This window comes from Streptosporangium sp. NPDC000095, assembly GCF_042899335.1.
GTDB lineage: Bacteria > Actinomycetota > Actinomycetes > Streptosporangiales > Streptosporangiaceae > Streptosporangium.
On the sequence record NZ_JBIAZS010000002.1, the window covers coordinates 453,432 to 469,595 of the forward strand.

At 69.8% G+C, this 16,164-nt stretch carries 14 protein-coding genes; 10 read left to right on the forward strand and 4 right to left on the reverse strand.

Features of this window, described 5'->3' with window-relative positions:
• On the reverse strand, positions 1-377 hold a 377-nt coding region (locus tag ACFY3V_RS07460; protein ID WP_389770930.1), incomplete at its 3' end, for an RNA polymerase sigma factor.
• Between the two features lie 170 nt (positions 378-547).
• Between ACFY3V_RS07460 and pyrE the strand changes: the two genes are divergently transcribed.
• Positions 548-1,084: an orotate phosphoribosyltransferase gene (gene pyrE, locus ACFY3V_RS07465; protein ID WP_350942429.1), complete on the forward strand. Its 537-nt coding sequence runs from the start codon at positions 548-550 to the stop codon at positions 1,082-1,084.
• Positions 1,085-1,305: 221 nt separating this feature from the next.
• Here the strand turns inward: pyrE and ACFY3V_RS07470 are convergent, their stop codons facing one another.
• Positions 1,306-1,725: a hypothetical protein gene (locus ACFY3V_RS07470; RefSeq protein ID WP_362903836.1), complete on the reverse strand. Its 420-nt coding sequence runs from the start codon at positions 1,723-1,725 to the stop codon at positions 1,306-1,308.
• A 402-nt stretch (positions 1,726-2,127) separates the two neighbouring features.
• Between ACFY3V_RS07470 and fbaA the strand changes: the two genes are divergently transcribed.
• The 4 genes from fbaA (at position 2,128) to ACFY3V_RS07490 (ending at position 6,174) form a co-directional block, all read left to right on the forward strand.
• The gene (gene fbaA / locus ACFY3V_RS07475) at positions 2,128-3,150 is read left to right on the forward strand and encodes a class II fructose-bisphosphate aldolase (protein WP_350942425.1); all 1,023 of its coding nucleotides are present in this window, start codon (positions 2,128-2,130) and stop codon (positions 3,148-3,150) included.
• Between the two features lie 101 nt (positions 3,151-3,251).
• Positions 3,252-3,671, forward strand: coding sequence for a DUF3151 domain-containing protein (locus ACFY3V_RS07480; RefSeq protein ID WP_362903839.1), 420 nt, complete (start codon positions 3,252-3,254; stop codon positions 3,669-3,671).
• Between the two features lie 207 nt (positions 3,672-3,878).
• The gene (locus ACFY3V_RS07485) at positions 3,879-5,162 is read left to right on the forward strand and encodes an adenylosuccinate synthase (RefSeq protein ID WP_389770937.1); all 1,284 of its coding nucleotides are present in this window, start codon (positions 3,879-3,881) and stop codon (positions 5,160-5,162) included.
• An 85-nt stretch (positions 5,163-5,247) separates the two neighbouring features.
• Complete coding sequence (locus tag ACFY3V_RS07490; protein ID WP_362903842.1) at positions 5,248-6,174, forward strand: glycerophosphodiester phosphodiesterase family protein; 927 nt, start codon at positions 5,248-5,250, stop codon at positions 6,172-6,174.
• A 108-nt stretch (positions 6,175-6,282) separates the two neighbouring features.
• Here the strand turns inward: ACFY3V_RS07490 and corA are convergent, their stop codons facing one another.
• Complete coding sequence (gene corA, locus ACFY3V_RS07495; RefSeq protein ID WP_362903844.1) at positions 6,283-7,437, reverse strand: magnesium/cobalt transporter CorA; 1,155 nt, start codon at positions 7,435-7,437, stop codon at positions 6,283-6,285.
• A gap of 562 nt (positions 7,438-7,999) precedes the next feature.
• Between corA and purD the strand changes: the two genes are divergently transcribed.
• From purD to ACFY3V_RS07520, 5 genes are all read left to right on the forward strand, one after another.
• Entirely contained in the window at positions 8,000-9,235 is a 1,236-nt protein-coding gene (gene purD, locus ACFY3V_RS07500) for a phosphoribosylamine--glycine ligase (RefSeq protein WP_362903846.1), read from the forward strand.
• Positions 9,236-9,473: 238 nt separating this feature from the next.
• Entirely contained in the window at positions 9,474-10,508 is a 1,035-nt protein-coding gene (locus ACFY3V_RS07505; RefSeq protein ID WP_350942415.1) for a hypothetical protein, read from the forward strand.
• A 177-nt stretch (positions 10,509-10,685) separates the two neighbouring features.
• Positions 10,686-11,954 carry a UDP-N-acetylglucosamine 1-carboxyvinyltransferase gene (gene murA, locus ACFY3V_RS07510; RefSeq protein ID WP_350942413.1) on the forward strand — a complete coding sequence of 423 codons (1,269 nt, stop codon included), beginning with the start codon at positions 10,686-10,688 and terminating at the stop codon, positions 11,952-11,954.
• Positions 11,955-12,179: 225 nt separating this feature from the next.
• Positions 12,180-13,469, forward strand: a complete 1,290-nt coding sequence (locus ACFY3V_RS07515) for a GTP cyclohydrolase IIa (protein WP_362903849.1) — start codon at positions 12,180-12,182, stop codon at positions 13,467-13,469.
• 463 nt (positions 13,470-13,932) lie between these two features.
• The gene (locus ACFY3V_RS07520; RefSeq protein ID WP_362926346.1) at positions 13,933-14,883 is read left to right on the forward strand and encodes an EamA family transporter; all 951 of its coding nucleotides are present in this window, start codon (positions 13,933-13,935) and stop codon (positions 14,881-14,883) included.
• A 189-nt stretch (positions 14,884-15,072) separates the two neighbouring features.
• Here the strand turns inward: ACFY3V_RS07520 and hisC are convergent, their stop codons facing one another.
• Positions 15,073-16,134 (reverse strand): histidinol-phosphate transaminase, encoded by a 1,062-nt coding sequence (hisC, locus tag ACFY3V_RS07525; protein ID WP_389770947.1) that lies wholly within the window; start codon positions 16,132-16,134, stop codon positions 15,073-15,075.
• Positions 16,135-16,164 lie beyond the last annotated feature (30 nt).

The following is a 16,164-nucleotide window of genomic DNA, read 5'->3' on the forward strand; positions in this document are numbered from 1 at the left end:
GTCCCCCCCCCCCCCCACCCCCACCCGGGCTTTTCCCGCGCGGTCGCCCCTTTTGCGGGTTCCCCCGTGCTACGTTCCGGTACGGCCGGTGTGCCTCCGGCCGTACCGGAACGGTCGCCGGCGATACGGCGGAGGACGGTGAACAGCTGGACGCGGAACGCCTGTTCCGGGCCGTGTCCCTGGGCGATCACGTGGTGGATCTCGGCGAACGCCTTCCCTACGAGGTCCTCGGCCTCGCTCTCCCCCGGCAGGAGCAGGCGGGCGAGGGCACGCGTCGCGGGGGCGTGTCGCCGATGGAGCAGCCGGTAGGCGGCCACGTCGCCGTTCCTGGTGGCAGCCAGGAGCTCGGCGTCGCCTTGAGATGTTTCCGCACCCATTGTGACCTCACCATTACCCGGAGTTGCCTGCCGGATAATCCCGCAGTCCGCGCCGCGAGTAAACCCGGATCGCACTTTTGCCATCACGGGCCGAAATCGACGTTACGGCCGGCCTGCTCGTAGGCGGGGCCCCGATCGGGCGGGCTCCCCGGTCGTCCTAACCTTGTGCCATGAGCGATCGCGAGAGCCTGCTGGCGGAGATCAAGGGCAAGGCCGTGGTGCACGGCAAGGTCGTGCTGTCCTCGGGCATGGAGGCCGACTTCTACGTGGACATGCGCAGGGTGACTCTCGACGGGCAGGCTGCGCCGCTGGTGGGGCGGGTCATGCTGGACATCACCAAGGATCTGGACTACGAGGCGGTCGGCGGTCTCACGCTGGGCGCCGACCCGGTGGCGGCCGCCATGACGCACGCGGCGGCCGCGCGAGGCGGGAGGCTCGACACGTTCGTGGTCCGCAAGGCGCAGAAGACCCACGGCATGCAGCGCAGGATCGAGGGTCCGGACGTGTCGGGGCGTCGGGTGCTGGTGGTGGAGGACACCTCCACGACCGGCGGATCCCCGCTGACGGCGGTGGAGGCGCTGCGCGAGGCGGGCGCCGAGGTCGTGGCGGTCGCCACGATCGTGGACCGGGGGGCCGCCTCGGCGATCGCCGAGGCCGGACTGCCGTACCTGACCGCCTACACCCTGGCCGACCTCGGCCTCGCCTAGCGGGAAACGGGCCAACCCCGCGCTCCGCCTCAGCGGAAACGAGGCAGCCCCGCGCTCCACCTTGGCGGGAAACGAGGCAGCCCCGCGCTCTGCCTTGGTGGGAAACGGGGTGGCCCCGCGCTCTGCCTTGGTGGGAAACGGGGTGGCCCCGCGCTCCGCACGCCCTCCCGACCGCCCCGGGTCGGTACGGCTTGCCGCCTGCGACGATGCGGGAGGCGGGGCTAGCGGGAGGCCGTGAACTCCTGGCGTTCGCCCGCCTTCCCCGGGGAGCGGACGGCACCGTTCACCTCGACGCGGACGGCGGCGGAGTCGGCGAGGACGACATCGACCTTGGGGTCGAAGGACCGGAACTGCTCCCCGAGCTCCATCTCCCTGTCGAGGAGCACGTCACCTCCGGTGATCTTCACGAAGACCGTGGGGCACCGTTCCCGCAGGCACTCGACGAGAACCGTCGGGACGCGCTCGGGGGTGGCGGACGGCGGCGGGGAGGCGACGGCGGACGAGACGGCGTCCGAGGGGGCGGGCGACGCCGTCGGCGCGCCGGAGCCCAGGCTTCCCGCCAGCGAGAGGACCCCCAGCACGATCAGGACGACGACCGCCGACACCGCGAGCCCGACGAGGACCAGGCGCGCGATGCCCATGGGGTCAGACCTGTGGCGTCCCACACTGTGGAGGTTAGCGGTTCGTGAGGAGATTTCACGACCCACCTGGTCGGATCCGTCAGGGAGGGTGTGTTCCGGCAGACCATCCGCGCCTCGTCCGGGTCGTGCCACGGCCGCCGAGTCCCCCGCGGGGGAAGGGGCAGAAAAGCGCCGCGCCGGGGATTGCCTGGTGGGAAGGGGGGCGAGGGGGGCCGCGGGTCCCGGCCATCCGGCGGGAACGGGGCCGGGGATACCGTTGGGGAGACGGTCGGAGACACCTCGGTACGCGCCGAAGTGGTACCCGAGCTATCCGGCCGGGAAGAAACTCCGGAATACTGGCCTGCGGGCTATGTCTTCATAGCCGCGCCAGCTGTTCATAGCCGTCTCCAGGGAGATGACACGATGCCTATCGCTACTCCAGAGGTCTACGCCGAGATGCTCGACCGGGCAAAAGCAGGCGGTTTCGCCTACCCGGCCATCAACGTGACCTCATCACAGACCCTCAACGCGGCGCTCAGGGGGTTCGCCGAGGCGGAGAGCGACGGCATCATCCAGGTGTCGACCGGCGGCGCCGACTTCCTCTCCGGCACCACGGTCAAGAACATGGTGACCGGCTCGGTGGCGCTGGCGGAGTACGCCCGCGTCGTCGCGGCGAACTACCCCGTCACGGTCGCCCTGCACACCGACCACTGCCCCAAGGACAAGCTGGACGGTTTCGTACGCCCGCTGCTCGACATCTCCCTTGAGCGGGTGGCGAGGGGCGAGGACCCCCTCTTCCAGTCGCACATGTGGGACGGCTCCGCCGTGCCGCTGGAGGAGAACCTGGACATCGCGCGGGAGCTCATCGAGAAGACGGCCCGCGCGAAGATCGTCCTTGAGGTGGAGATCGGCGTCGTCGGCGGCGAGGAGGACGGCGTCGTCGGCGAGATGAACGAGAAGCTCTACACCACCACCGAGGACGCCCTCGCGACCGCCGAGGCCCTGGGCCTGGGCGACCGTGGCCGCTACATGCTCGCCGCGACCTTCGGCAACGTGCACGGCGTCTACAAGCCGGGCCACGTCAAGCTCCGCCCGAGCGTGCTCAAGGAGATCCAGGACGCGGTCGGCGCCAAGTACGGCGCGGAGAAGCCGTTCGACCTGGTCTTCCACGGTGGCTCCGGCTCGCTGCTCGAGGAGATCCACGAGTCCATCGCCTACGGCGTGGTGAAGATGAACATCGACACCGACACGCAGTACGCCTTCACGCGTCCGATCGTCGACCACATGTTCAAGAACTACGACGGCGTTCTCAAGGTCGACGGCGACGTCGGCAACAAGAAGGCGTACGACCCCCGCTCGTACGGCAAGGCCGCCGAGGCCTCGATGGCGGCGCGTATCGTCGAGGCCGCCCAGCACCTGAAGTCCGCGGGCACCAAGCTCTCCTAAGCCCAGAAAAGGGTCACAGCAGAGACAACGAGATCGGCTTCCGGAAAGACTCCGGGGGCCGATCTTGGCCTGACGCGGGTCCACCGGGTAGGACTGTCGTCATGGAATCGCACGAGAACCTCCTCGCCGGCCCGCCGCCCACCCTGCTACCGGACCTACCGGAGGCCAGGGAGGCACTGGAAACCGGCGCCAAAGCATCCGATGTCGCCGCGCGTTTCCCCGCGTACCCGGCCGTCTGGGCCGTACTCGCGGACGAGTCCTTCGCGGCGGGACACGCCGTGACGTCGTACGCCTTCGCCCGCACCGGTTACCACCGGGGCCTGGACCAGCTCCGCAGGGCGGGCTGGAAGGGGCACGGCCCGATCCCGTGGGGGCACCTTCCCAACCAGGGGTTCCTGCGGTGCCTGCACGCGCTCGCCCGCGCCGCCCAGAGCATCGGGGAGAAGGAGGAGGCCGAGCGGTGCTTCCAGTTTCTGAAGGATTCGAGCGCCGAGGCGTCCGAGGAGCTGAACAGCCGCTGACCTGCGGGTATTCGACCCTCGACTCCGCCGCTGATCTGTCCCGCTGAGCCGCGGGTCAGCTTCCGATTCGTCCCTGGGATCTCCCGCCGAACCCTCTTTCCCAAGGTGGGAGATCCCCATTTCGGGCGCGGTCGGGTATTCTCTCCACGCAAGAGCCCCTGTCGCGATTGCGCCAGGGGTTTTCGTTTTTGTGGTGGGAGATTCACGATGCCGGCTGTCGTTCTCGTTGGTGCCCAGTGGGGCGATGAGGGCAAGGGTAAGGCGACCGACCTGCTTGGAGACCAGGTCGACTACGTCGTCAGATACCAGGGAGGCAACAACGCGGGCCACACGGTCGTCATCGGCGACCAGAAGTACGCGCTGCACCTGCTTCCCACGGGAGTGCTCTCCCCGAACGTCGTCCCCGTGATCGGCAACGGCGTCGTCATCGACCCGGGGGTGCTGCTGAGCGAGATCGACGGGCTTCAGGCCCGGGGAGTCTCCGCGGAGCGGCTGCTGATCTCCGCGAACGCGCACCTGATCATGCCCCACCACAAGGCCCTGGACAAGGTCACCGAGCGCTACCTCGGCAAGGCCAAGATCGGCACGACCGGACGGGGCATCGGCCCCGCGTACGGCGACAAGATCTACCGGATGGGCGTGCGGGTCCAGGACCTGCTGGACCCGGGCATCCTGCAGAAGAAGATCGAGGTCGCGCTGGGCGAGAAGAACCAGATCCTCACCAAGATCTACAACCGCCGGGCGATCGACGCGGGCAAGGTCCTGGAGGAGTATCTCGGCTACGCCGAGCGCCTCACGCCGCACATCGCCGACACCTCGCTCGTCCTCAACAGGGCGCTGGACGAGAACAAGGTCGTGCTGCTCGAGGGCGGGCAGGGCAACCTGCTCGACATCGACCACGGCACCTACCCCTTCGTCACCTCCTCCTCCCCGACGAGCGGCGGCGCCTGCTCGGGTTCCGGCATCCCGCCGACCCGGCTCACCGGCGTGATCGGCATCCTGAAGGCGTACACCACCCGCGTCGGCGCCGGCCCGTTCCCGACCGAGCTCGACAACGAGATGGGCGAGTGGCTGCGCACCACCGGCGGCGAGTACGGGGTGACCACCGGCCGCAACCGCCGCTGCGGCTGGTTCGACGCGGTGATCGCCCGCTACTCGACCCGGATCAACGGCGTCACCGACTACTTCCTCACCAAGCTGGACGTGCTCTCCGGCCTGGACACGATCCCCGTCTGCGTCGCCTACGAGATCGACGGTGTCCGCCACGACGAGATCCCGATGACCCAGACCGACTTCCACCACGCCAAGCCGGTGTACGAGGAGTTCCCCGGCTGGAAGGAGGACATCACCGGTGCGAGGAGCTTCGAGGATCTGCCCCCCAACGCGCGGGCGTACGTGAAGGCCCTTGAGGAGATGAGCGGCTCCAGGATCTCGGCCGTCGGGGTCGGCCCCGGCCGTACCGAAACGCTCCAGATCCACTCGTTGATCTAGTTCGGACCGGTACGGCTCGCGAACGGCGTCACCGAGACGCGAGCCGTACCGGACGATCGGCGCGCGAGGTGGATAAGGTCCCTGTGTGCATGCCGAGATTCACGGTCACCGCGGCGCTCGCGGGCTCCGTCCAGAGAACACCCTGCCCGGTTTCGCCCACGCCCTCGAACTGGGTGTCGACGCGCTCGAACTCGACGTCGCGCTCACGGCCGACCGGCGGCTGGTGCTCACGCACGATCTCACCGTCTCCCCGGTGACCAGCGCCGACGTCCGTCCCGCCTTCCACGGCGACCCCGCCTTCCCGTACGTGGGCCGCCCCATCGGAGCGCTCACGCTGGCGCAGCTGCGCACGCTGGAGTGCGGGATACGGGTGCCGCGCCACCCCGAGGACCGTTTCGCCGCGACGCAGGTGCCGGTGCCGAACACCCGGATGCCGACCCTGGCCTCCGTGCTGGGCCTGATGGACGCGTACGGCGCCGACGGGGTGCGGGTGCACGTGGAGCTGAAGTCCGATCCGACCAGGCCGGAGCTGAGCGCCGACCCCGCCGAGTTCACCGAGATGGTCGTCGCCGAGCTCGACCGGCACCGCAGGCTGGACAGGGCGGCGATCCTCAGTTTCGACTGGCGCGTCCTGCGGATCGCCCGTTCGCTCACCCCCGCGACCCCGAGGTACGCCCTGATCGAGCGCGCCACCATGGACAGCGCGTGGCTCGACGGCCTCCGTCTGGAGGACTTCGGCGGCGACGTCCCGGCCGCCGCCGTCGAGGCGGGGGGCAGCACGCTCTCCCCCGAGCACGTGATGGTCGACCGGGAGTTCGCCCGGCGGGCCGAGAAGGCCGACCTGCCGATGGCCGTGTGGACCGTGAACGAGCCCGGCCGGGCCGGTGAGCTGCTCGATCTCGGGGTGGCCGCGATCGTCACCGACTATCCCGACCGGATGATCGCCCTGTGGACCGAGCGGGGCATGCCCGTCCCCCGGCCGGTCACCCCCGCGCGCCCGCTGAGCGCCTGAGGGCCGACGGGAGAGATCGGGTCATATCCAGACGTCGCATCGAAAACCGCGGTGGAGCGAAGCCGACGAGAGAGCCACGGTGGAGCGAGGCCGACAGGAGAACCCCGGTCACATCCAGCCGTTGCGGCGGAAGCCCCGGTAGAGCAGCGTGCAGGCGATGACCATCACGCCGATCACCACCGGGTAGCCGAAGACGGAGTCGAGCTCCGGCATGTGCTCGAAGTTCATGCCGTAGATGCCGGCGATCATCGTGGGGACGGCCATGATCGCGACCCACGAGGAGATCTTCCGCATGTCCTCGTTGGCGAGCGCGTTGGAGCGGGCGAGCGCCGCCTGCAGTATGGAGTTGCAGAGTTCGTTGGACGACTCGACCTGCTCGCAGACACGGGCCAGGTGGTCGACGACGTCGCGGAAGTACTCGCGCATCTCCGAGGGGATCATCCGGCGCTGGGCCAGCGTGGACATCGGCGACTGGAGCGGCATCACGGACCGCTTCATCTCGATCATCTCGCGCTTGAGGTTGTAGATCCGGCCGATGTCGCGGGCGCTGACGTCGGCGAAGACCATGGCCTCGACGTCCTCCAGCTCGGCCTGCATGCGGTCGGCCACGTTGAGGTACTTGTCGACCACGTGGTCGGCGATCGCGTGCAGCACGCCGGTGGGTCCGCGGTTGAGGAGCTTGGGCTTGTCCTCAAGGCGTGCGCGCACCTCCGAGAGGGGGCAGTGGCTGCCGTGGCGCACGGTCACCACGAAGTCGGGGCCGACGAAAATCATGAGCTCGCCGGTGCCGATGATCTCGCTGGTGGCGGTGAGCACCTCGTGGTCGATGTAGGCGACGGTCTTCAGGACCACGAACACCGAGTCGCCGTAGCGTTCGACCTTGGGCCGCTGGTGAGCCTTGACGGCGTCCTCGACGGCGAGCGGGTGCAGGGCGAAGACCTCCGCGAGCCACTCGACCTCGGGGGCGTCGGGCTCGTGCAGGCCGACCCAGACGAAGGCGTTCCCCTTGCCGGTACCTCCGTCGGAGGCCGCTTCGGAGCCCTGGTTGTGGGCCGCGTTGTGGGCACGGACGAGCTCCAGGGCGTCGGGGATGCCCAGGGCGTCGATCTTCTTGCCGCCGATGTACGCGGCGTACTCGACGAGCGAGTCGCTCGGCGGTACGCAGACGCCGGTCATCCGCTCACGGATCGAGACGGCGGGCGTGTGCGCGGCACGGATCGTCCGGGTGTGCTTGATGCGAGGAAAGAGAAGCGAGGAGCGCATGGCGAGCCTTTCCCGCCCAACCTGGCGGGATCCACACGCGATGCGATGTCACCCCTGGTGAGGAGGGTGATGCGTGTGGTGCCGGTCGGGCACCGAGATGGGGTGGTCGAGGGTGCGCACAGCAGGCGTGCGCGGGCACGTACTGCTGGGATCGCCAGAGGACATCCCGAACCACCTCCAATCAGCAATAGACACGCAAAGCCACCCAAAAGTAACACGATTGGGGGGACGACTTTCAGCTTACTCCCAGGTTCAACTGTCGATCATGCGTAACCAGACAAAATTCACACGCCCTTTACGGCACCTCTCCCACCCGAGCGCGCTCCGACTTGTCCACAGGCTGTGGACAAGTCCTCGAATCCGCCACGGGCACGGGTCCACCGGAAGCGCCGACGTCCCGGAGATGGGGCCTTCCAGAGCGTGAACCGCCCGAAGCGAGGACCTCCCGAAGCGTGAACCGCCCGGAACGCGAGACTCCCGGCCCACAGGACCCCCGGGAGCAGACCCCCTCCCGGGGGCACGGGCCCGAGGGCGCCCCCGCAGGGACGATAGGCTCTGACGAGTGCGCGTTCTTGTGATTGGATCCGGCGGGCGTGAGCATGCCCTGTGCCGGTCGCTGGCGGCCGACCCCCAGGTCACCGAGGTCCACTGTGCTCCCGGAAACGCGGGTATCGCGCAGGTCGCGACCCTGCACCCGGTGACGCCGACCGACCCGGCCTCGGTCACCGAGCTGGCCGGGAGCCTCGAAGCCGACCTGGTCGTGATCGGCCCCGAGGCGCCCCTGGTCGCCGGGGTCGCCGACGCCGTCAGACAGGCGGGGATCCCCTGCTTCGGGCCCTCGCGGCAGGCGGCGCTGATCGAGGGTTCCAAGGCCTTCGCCAAGGACGTCATGGTCGCGGCGGGCGTTCCCACCGGCCGGTCGCACACCTGCGTCACGCCCGAGGAGGTCGCCGCCGCGCTCGACGAGTTCGGCACGCCGTACGTGGTCAAGGACGACGGCCTGGCCGCGGGCAAGGGCGTGGTGGTGACCGACGACCGCGACGAGGCGCTCCGGCACGCCGCCGCCTGCGGGCGGGTCGTGATCGAGGAGTTCCTCGACGGCCCCGAGGTGTCGCTGTTCGCGCTCTGCGACGGCTCCACCGCCGTACCGCTCCAGCCCGCCCAGGACCACAAGCGCGCCTACGACGGCGACCAGGGCCCCAACACCGGCGGGATGGGCGCCTACACGCCGCTGCCGTGGGCGCCCGACGACCTCTCCGAGCAGGTGATGGCCGAGACCGTCATGCCGACCGTGACCGAGCTGGCCAAACGCGGCACGCCGTACACGGGGGTGCTGTACGTGGGGCTCGCCCTCACGTCCAAGGGTCCGAAGGTGATCGAGTTCAACGCGAGGTTCGGCGACCCGGAGACCCAGGTCGTGCTGGACCGGCTGGAGACGCCCCTCGCGGGCCTGCTGCTCGCCTGCGCGACCGGGACGCTCGACCGGTTCGGGCCGCTCTCCTACCGCGAAGGCGCCGCGGTGACCGTGGTGATCGCCGCGGAGAACTACCCCGCGGAGCCGGTGAAGGGCGACGTGATCGAAGGACTGTCCGACCCGGTCGAGGACGCCTACGTGCTGCATTCCGGCACCGCCCTCGACGGCGACCGGATCGTCTCCAACGGGGGCCGGGTGCTCAGCGTGGTCGGCACGGGGCCCGACGTCCCCGCGGCGCGGGCGGCGGCCTACGAGGCCGTGGAGCGCATCCGGATGCGCGGCGCGCACCACCGCACCGACATCGCGAGCCGCGGCGACCTCTGAGCCCCGGTTCGCCGGGGGTGCGCGGGACCTGACCGGCACGTCCGGGTCCCGGTTTTCCCAAAGGCGCACAGCGCGCTGATCGGCATGCCCGAGCCCTGACTTCTCCAAAGGGGCACAGCACGCCTGGCCGGCATGCCCGAGCCCTGGTTTTCGGCGGGATGTGTAGCGCCTGATCGGCATGTCGCGATAAGCCTGGGGCAGTCGGTGCCCGTCCCAGGCCGCTCCCCCCGGAGGAACGATGTCGCTCGATCCCGCGATGCCCCCCGAGCGGATCGGCGACACCGGCGTGTTGCGCTGGCCCGGCACCTGGCGGGTGTACGTCGCCACCCGGAGCGAGGAGATCAGGGCCGACACCGAGCGGGCCCTCACGATGCGCGACGAGGCGGGGCAGCTCGCCTCGGTGGGCGAGGGCATCGGCACGCACCTGGCGCGGGCGGAGACGTACGCGCGCAGCACGCACGGCGTACGGCGCTGGCTGACCGGCCAGGCCATCGAGGGCGCCTGGTCCAACGTGAACAGCGCCACCGTGATGCTGTACGGCGTGCTGCCGGCGGCGGAGCTGTGCGGCCGGGCCCCGGAGGTGGTGGCGATCGGCCGGGCCTACCTGCCCGGCGACGACCCCCGGCTCGTCCACCTGCAGGCCAGGCTCGCGGCGGGGGACCTGTCGGAGAACGACAGGCCGCTGATGCAGTCGGTGCTGCGGGCCGCGTACACGGCGCAGGCGATGGAGACCGGGCGGGTGCGCAGCTTCCGCAACCTGCTGCTCGGCGGGGTGGTCATGCTGTCCCTGATCGTGCTGAGCGTGGTGGTCATCGGCGCGATCTGGCCGAACGTCATCCCGATGTGCGGCGACCAGTCGGTGATCCGTACCCAGGGGCTGATGCCCGCCCAGATCTGCCCGACGGGCGGTCTGCGGCCGGGGCACGGCGACGTCCCTCTCGTCGCCCTGATCGGCATGCTGGGCGCGGCGCTGGCCACCGCGGCCTCGCTCTCGACCCGCTCGGAGCTGTCCACCCGATACTCGCTCGCGGTCGTGCAGAACCTTCTCAAGGCCCCGGCGGGGGTGGCCACCTCGGTGCTCGGTCTGCTGATCCTGAACTCGGGCTTCGTGCCGGGTTTCGCCGGGCTCGGCTCGCAGCCCGCGATCCTGGTCTGGGCGATGGCGTTCGGGTACGGCCAGCAGGTCGTCACCCGCTTCGTCGACCAGCGGGCCGACAACCTCCTCTCGGCCGCCTCCCCCCTCACCACCGCGGGCGGCCCGAAGGGCAGGTAACGGGCCGACGGGTGGCGCGGACGCGGCGGGAGACCAAGGATTATCGGGCATTCGAGGGGTAGTTCCCCCGCGAAGTGGCCGGTTCAGGGGCATCCAACGACTACTGTTGGCCGGATAAACCTCGGCTGCCGCCCCGCGCCACACGAATCACCCACATCACTTCAAGGAGCATGACGCATGGTCCGTTACCGCGTGCGCGGTGGCAACCCACTTCGTGGAACCGCCTTCATCCAGGGTGCCAAGAACGCCGTGCTGCCCATGATCGGTGCCGCGCTGCTGGCGTCCCGAGGCCGGACGGTCCTGCGCAACGTGCCCATCATCGAGGACGTCCGCCGCGCGGTCGAGCTGGCGGAGAGGGTCGGCGCCACGGTCGAGCTCCACGAGGCGGAGCGCACGCTGGTGATCGACGCCTCGACGCTCAGCAGCCCGGTCCTGCCCGCCGAGATCGCCCGCCGCTTCCGCGGTTCCGTGCTGTTCGTTCCCGCGCTGCTGCACCGGCTCGGTGAGGCGGTGATCGAGGGTGTGGGGGGCTGCAACCTGGGCAGCCGCAACCTCGACTTCCACTACCTGGGCTACAAGCGCCTGGGCGCGATCGTGGACGAGGGCGACTCGGTCATCCACGTCAAGTCGTCGGGGCTCACCGGCGCCACCCTGTACCTGGACACCCCCTCGCACACCGGCACCGAAAACCTGATCATGGCCGCCGCCCTCGGGCGCGGCACCACCGTGATCGAGAACGCGGCGCTGGAGCCCGAGGTTCTCGACGTGATCGAGATGCTGACCCGGATGGGCGCGAAGATCAGCGGCGGCGGCACGGGGTTCATCACCGTGGAGGGCGTGGAGGAGCTCCAGGCCGTCGAGCACACCGTGATGCCGGACCGCCTCGACGCGGGTGTGTTCGCCATGGCCGCCGCCGTCACCGGCGGCGAGGTCAACCTGGTCGGCGCCGACCTCGACCACCTCGGCGTGGTCCGCTACAAGCTGGAGCAGATGGGGGTGGAGTTCGCCGACCACGGCGCGGTGCTCCACGTGCGCAGGGACCGCCCGCTGCGCCCGATCAACGTGATCACCGACACCTACCCCGGCTTCGCCACGGACCTGCAGTCGCCGATCATGACGGTCGCGTGCCTCGCCGACGGCGCGAGTTACATTCATGAACGCATCTTCGATGGGCGTTTCGCTCTCGCCTCAGAACTGAACAAGATGGGCGCCGACATTGAAGTGAAAGAGAACAGTGCTGTCGTTCGCGGCGCCACTCCGCTCACCGGAACAGAGGTAACCGCTCACGATCTGCGCTCGGGAATCGCGCTCGTGCTCGCCGGCCTCGCCGCCGAGGGGGAGACCGTCATCGGATCGGGTTATCTCATCGACCGCGGGCACTCTTATCTGGCCGAGCGCATGCAGTCCCTGGGGGCCGACGTGCGGCGAGAGATTTCAGCTTCATAATGAGCGGGTTTGAGACGCTCAAAAACCGCTCTGACCTGTGTAAACGATGCCAGTCATGGCTTTAACCCGGAAGTGGCTTCCGGAATTGGCCGCAAATCGGGCGTGACATTACGGCCCTCGCAAGCGATCGTTCCAAAAGAGAGCCGAAAACAAACGGACGGCATGATGGGACGAACATTGGTCGAGCGGGCCGAAGAAGCGCCACGAGTGTCACGCCCGGGTGCCATGACACCAGACCTCACTATCGGTGTGGTGGGCCCCCATGACCTCGTTGAACGGGTTATGTTGATGGGACATGCGGCCGCCCCGTTACCCTGCCGCCTGGTGGCGGCGGCATACCGCGACGAGCAGGAGGCCGCCGACAAGGTCACCCGCCTGGGAGCAGGGGTGGACGCGTGCCTGTTCGCCAGCCCGGTCCCCTACGAGCTGGCACGGCGATCGGGGGTGCTGACGATGCCCGCGACGTATGTCCAGCTCGGAGGCGCCGCACTGATCGCCGCGCTGGCGAGGGCCGCGCTGGACGAACGGATAGACCCGCGCAGGGTCAGCGTCGACGTGCTGAGCAGGGCGGAGGTCGAGGAGGCGTACCACGATTTGAGCCTTCCCGCAGTGGATGTGCACAGCCGCGACGAACCGGGCGCCACCGGTACGATCGCGGCCTTCCATGAACGCCTCGCCCGCCAGGGCAGCACGAGCGGGGCGCTCACCTGCCTGCCCGCGGTCGCCGACCGCCTTCAGACGGCCGGGGTGCCCGTGGTCAGGATCCGCCCCACCTCCGCCGCGGTGCGCACGGCGCTGCACACGGCGGCCCTGCTGGGAGCGCACCACAGGCTGGAGGAGTCGCAGCTCACCGTGGTCCTGGTGGAGGTGCCCACGCTGCGCGAGCCGGTTCGCCGTGCCGCGCCACGCTACTGGCGCGACGAGCTCCGGCTGTCCCTGCACCGGTTGCTGGTGCAGGAGGCCAACCGGATCAACGCGTCGGTCACCGCGGTCGACGACCACAGCTACATGGTCACCGCGACCCGCGGTTCGGTGGCCGCGGCCACCGAGGGCTTCCGGGTGCTGCCGTTCGCCGCGCGGGTCCGCGACGAGCTGGGCCTCGCGGTCGAGGTGGGGGTCGGCATGGGCCGCACCACCCACGACGCCGAGTCGCACGCCAGGGCCGCGCTCGCGCGCACACAGGCGGGCAAGCAGGCCCAGGGCTTCGCGGTGGACCGTGAGGGCAGGGCGCTCATCCCGGCCCCCAGGATGCCTCCTCAGGGCGCGGGAGCGCTGAAGCCGAAGGGCGTGGAGGTCCTGGCCCGGCTCGCGGCCAAACTGGAGGGTGGGGACACGGTGGTGGACGCGGAGGGCGCGGGCAAGATGCTCGGCGTCACCCCGCGTACGGCACGGCGGTTGTTGCGCACGCTGGTAGACGAGGGACTCGCGTGGCCGCTTCCGCCGAACCGAACACCCCAGCCGGGGCGTCCCCGTCAGCTGTACCGGCTGATCGTGGAGAAGCTCGGCGCCCGCTGAGCCCTGCGCCTCCATCGGCACGGAGGGTTTCCGCCGCGCCCGGGCGGCGGAACCTCCCAGGTCACGGCACGTCGATCCCGGCGTGGCGTGACCTGGCGGGCCCGGACCGTCCGACGTGGCACGGTGTGACGTAGCGTCATCGACCCGTCGCCGTGTGTTCACTAAATCTTGTTCACCGCGGCTCGTTCACCGGGACGTGTTCACTGCGACTTGTTCATTCCGGCCTGTTTGTTTTTGCCTGTTCACAGCATCCTGTTCATTACGGCGTTCATTACGGCCCGGGAATTACGGTCCCCCCGGCACGCCGAGGACACGGCGAGGGCCCCGGTGCCGCGATCCCCCCGGCGCGGATCCGTCGGCGCGGCGTCAAGGAAAGCCCTTCGGATCACGCCCCGCGGAAGCGCGTCTCAAGGTCCGAAACTCGCGAGCGGATTGTCGGTGTCAACCACTATTGTCATGAGCTATGAGCAAAGACGGTGCTTACAGCCGTAAGACGCTCCTCGTCTGGGGAGCGCTGGCGATCGTGTACGTGGTGTGGGGTTCCACGTACCTGGCGATCATGATCACGATCGAGACGATCCCGCCGCTGCTCAGCGGAGCCGTCCGGTTCGTCACGGCCGCGCTCGTGCTGGGCCTCGTGGTGCTCCTGGTGAAGGGGCGCGACGCCTTCCGGATGACCTGGAGGGAGGCGGGCGGGGCGACGCTGGTCGGCCTGCTGCTGCTGAACGGCGGCAACGGCATGGTCGCCGTGGCCGAGCAGCACATCTCCAGCGGCCTGGCCGCGCTGCTGGTGGCCTCGACCCCGCTCTGGCTCGTCATCTTCAGGATCATGTTCAGGGACCGGCCGCGGGCGCTGACGCTCGTGGGGGTGCTCATCGGGTTCGGCGGCGTGGCGGTGCTGTCACTGAGCGGCGGGAGCAACGTGGCCGACGGCGTCGGAGTCGTGGTCATCCTGCTCGCGTCGCTGTCGTGGGCGGTCGGCTCGTTCCTCGCCTCCCGCATCCCGATGCCCGCGAACCCCTTCGCCGCGAGCGTCGTCGAGATGGCGGCGGGCAGTGTCGGGCTCGCCCTCACCGCCGCCGCGATGGGCGAGCGCCTCGACGTCGCCGCCGTCTCCACACGGTCGTGGGCCGCGCTGATCTATCTGATCATGGTCGGGTCGCTGGTCGGCTTCACGGCGTACGTGTGGCTGCTGGGCAACGCCCCGATCTCGCTGGTCTCCACCTACGCCTACGTCAACCCGGTCGTGGCGGTCGTGCTGGGCGCACTCGTGCTGAGCGAGCCGGTCACCGGCTCGATGGTCGCGGCCGGCGTGGTGATCGTCGTCGGCGTGGCCCTGGTGGTCTCCACGGAACGGCGGAAGAAGCCGGAGCCCGCGGAGCCGAGGCCGGAGCCGGAGCCCGCGGCCGTGTAGGCCGCGGGCGCCCGGCGCGGGATCGGCCGGAATCGGTACGTCGAGCCGGTCACGCGGGCCACGTGGATTCGACAGGTCAGGGTGGTCACGCGGACCCGCAGGTCATGAGGCATGCGGAGCTGACGAAGCGGGTCGGGCCGAGTGGACCGGGCCAGTCGGGCGGATCAGGCACTTTCGAAGACGGGCGGGTCAGGCGCCTCTGAAGGCGGCCGCGGCGGCGAGGAAGGTGTCGTTGGCCTCGGAATCGCCGATGGAGACGCGGGCGCCCTCCCCGGCGAAGGGCCGTACCGCGACACCCTCGGTCGCGCACGCCCCGGCGAATTCGAGCGTGCGCTCCCCCAGCCGCAGCCAGACGAAGTTGGCCTCGCTCACCGGCACCTCCCAGCCCTGGCCGATCAGCGCCTCACGGACCCGGTCGCGCTCCTTGACCACCACGTCGACCCGCTCCATCAGCTCGTCCTCGGCGGCGAGCGAGGCGATCGCCGCCGCCTGGGCGAGGTGGTTCACCGCGAACGGCACGATCGTCTTGCGGACGGTGGACGCCACCGGCTCGTTCGCGATCAGGTAGCCCACCCGGAGTCCGGCCAGGCCGTATGCCTTGGAGAAGGTGCGCAGGACGGCGATGTTCGGCCGGTCGCCGTAGACGGTGAGCCCGTCGGTGACCCCGGTGTCCCTGACGTACTCGCGGTAGGCCTCGTCGAGCACGACGAGCACGTTCTCCGGCACCCGGTCGAGGAACGCCGCGAGCTCGGCCGCGTGGACGACGGTGCCCGTGGGGTTGTTCGGGTTGCAGACGAAGATCATGCGGGTGTGCGGGGTGATCGCGTCGGCCATCGCCTCCAGATGGTGCGTCTCGCCCAGCAGCGGGACCCGCACCGAGGTCGCCCCCGCCAGGTCGGCCAGCAGCGGGTACGCCTCGAAGGACCGCCACGCGTAGATCACTTCGGCACCCGGCTCGCTCACCGTCTCGAAGAGCTGCTGGGCCACCGTCACCGAGCCGGCGCCGAGCGCGATGTGCTCGGCCGGGACGCCGTACTTCTCGGCGATCGCCGCGGTCAGCTCGGTGGCCGCCGGATCGGGATAGCGGTGCATCTGGGTCGCCGCCCTGGCGACCGCCTCGACGACCGAGGGCAGCGGCTCGTAGGGGGATTCGTTCGAGGAGAGCTTGTAGGACCGGCCGTCGGCGGACACCACGGCCTTGCCCGCCCGGTAGGCGGGCATCGTGTCCAGGATCGCGCGGAAACGAGGCATGGCCTTACCTTATGAGCAGCGGGCGGATGG

What these genes read in the sequence shown, in the direction of transcription:
- pyrE (WP_350942429.1), top strand. Translation starts at nt 548, where the DNA reads ATGAGCGATCGCGAGAGCCTGCTGGCGGAGATCAAGGGCAAGGCCGTG.
- ACFY3V_RS07470 (WP_362903836.1), bottom strand. Translation starts at nt 1,725, where the DNA reads ATGGGCATCGCGCGCCTGGTCCTCGTCGGGCTCGCGGTGTCGGCGGTC.
- fbaA (WP_350942425.1), top strand. Translation starts at nt 2,128, where the DNA reads ATGCCTATCGCTACTCCAGAGGTCTACGCCGAGATGCTCGACCGGGCA.
- ACFY3V_RS07480 (WP_362903839.1), top strand. Translation starts at nt 3,252, where the DNA reads ATGGAATCGCACGAGAACCTCCTCGCCGGCCCGCCGCCCACCCTGCTA.
- ACFY3V_RS07485 (WP_389770937.1), top strand. Translation starts at nt 3,879, where the DNA reads ATGCCGGCTGTCGTTCTCGTTGGTGCCCAGTGGGGCGATGAGGGCAAG.
- corA (WP_362903844.1), bottom strand. Translation starts at nt 7,437, where the DNA reads ATGCGCTCCTCGCTTCTCTTTCCTCGCATCAAGCACACCCGGACGATC.
- ACFY3V_RS07505 (WP_350942415.1), top strand. Translation starts at nt 9,474, where the DNA reads ATGTCGCTCGATCCCGCGATGCCCCCCGAGCGGATCGGCGACACCGGC.
- murA (WP_350942413.1), top strand. Translation starts at nt 10,686, where the DNA reads ATGGTCCGTTACCGCGTGCGCGGTGGCAACCCACTTCGTGGAACCGCC.
- ACFY3V_RS07515 (WP_362903849.1), top strand. Translation starts at nt 12,180, where the DNA reads ATGACACCAGACCTCACTATCGGTGTGGTGGGCCCCCATGACCTCGTT.
- ACFY3V_RS07520 (WP_362926346.1), top strand. Translation starts at nt 13,933, where the DNA reads ATGAGCAAAGACGGTGCTTACAGCCGTAAGACGCTCCTCGTCTGGGGA.
- hisC (WP_389770947.1), bottom strand. Translation starts at nt 16,134, where the DNA reads ATGCCTCGTTTCCGCGCGATCCTGGACACGATGCCCGCCTACCGGGCG.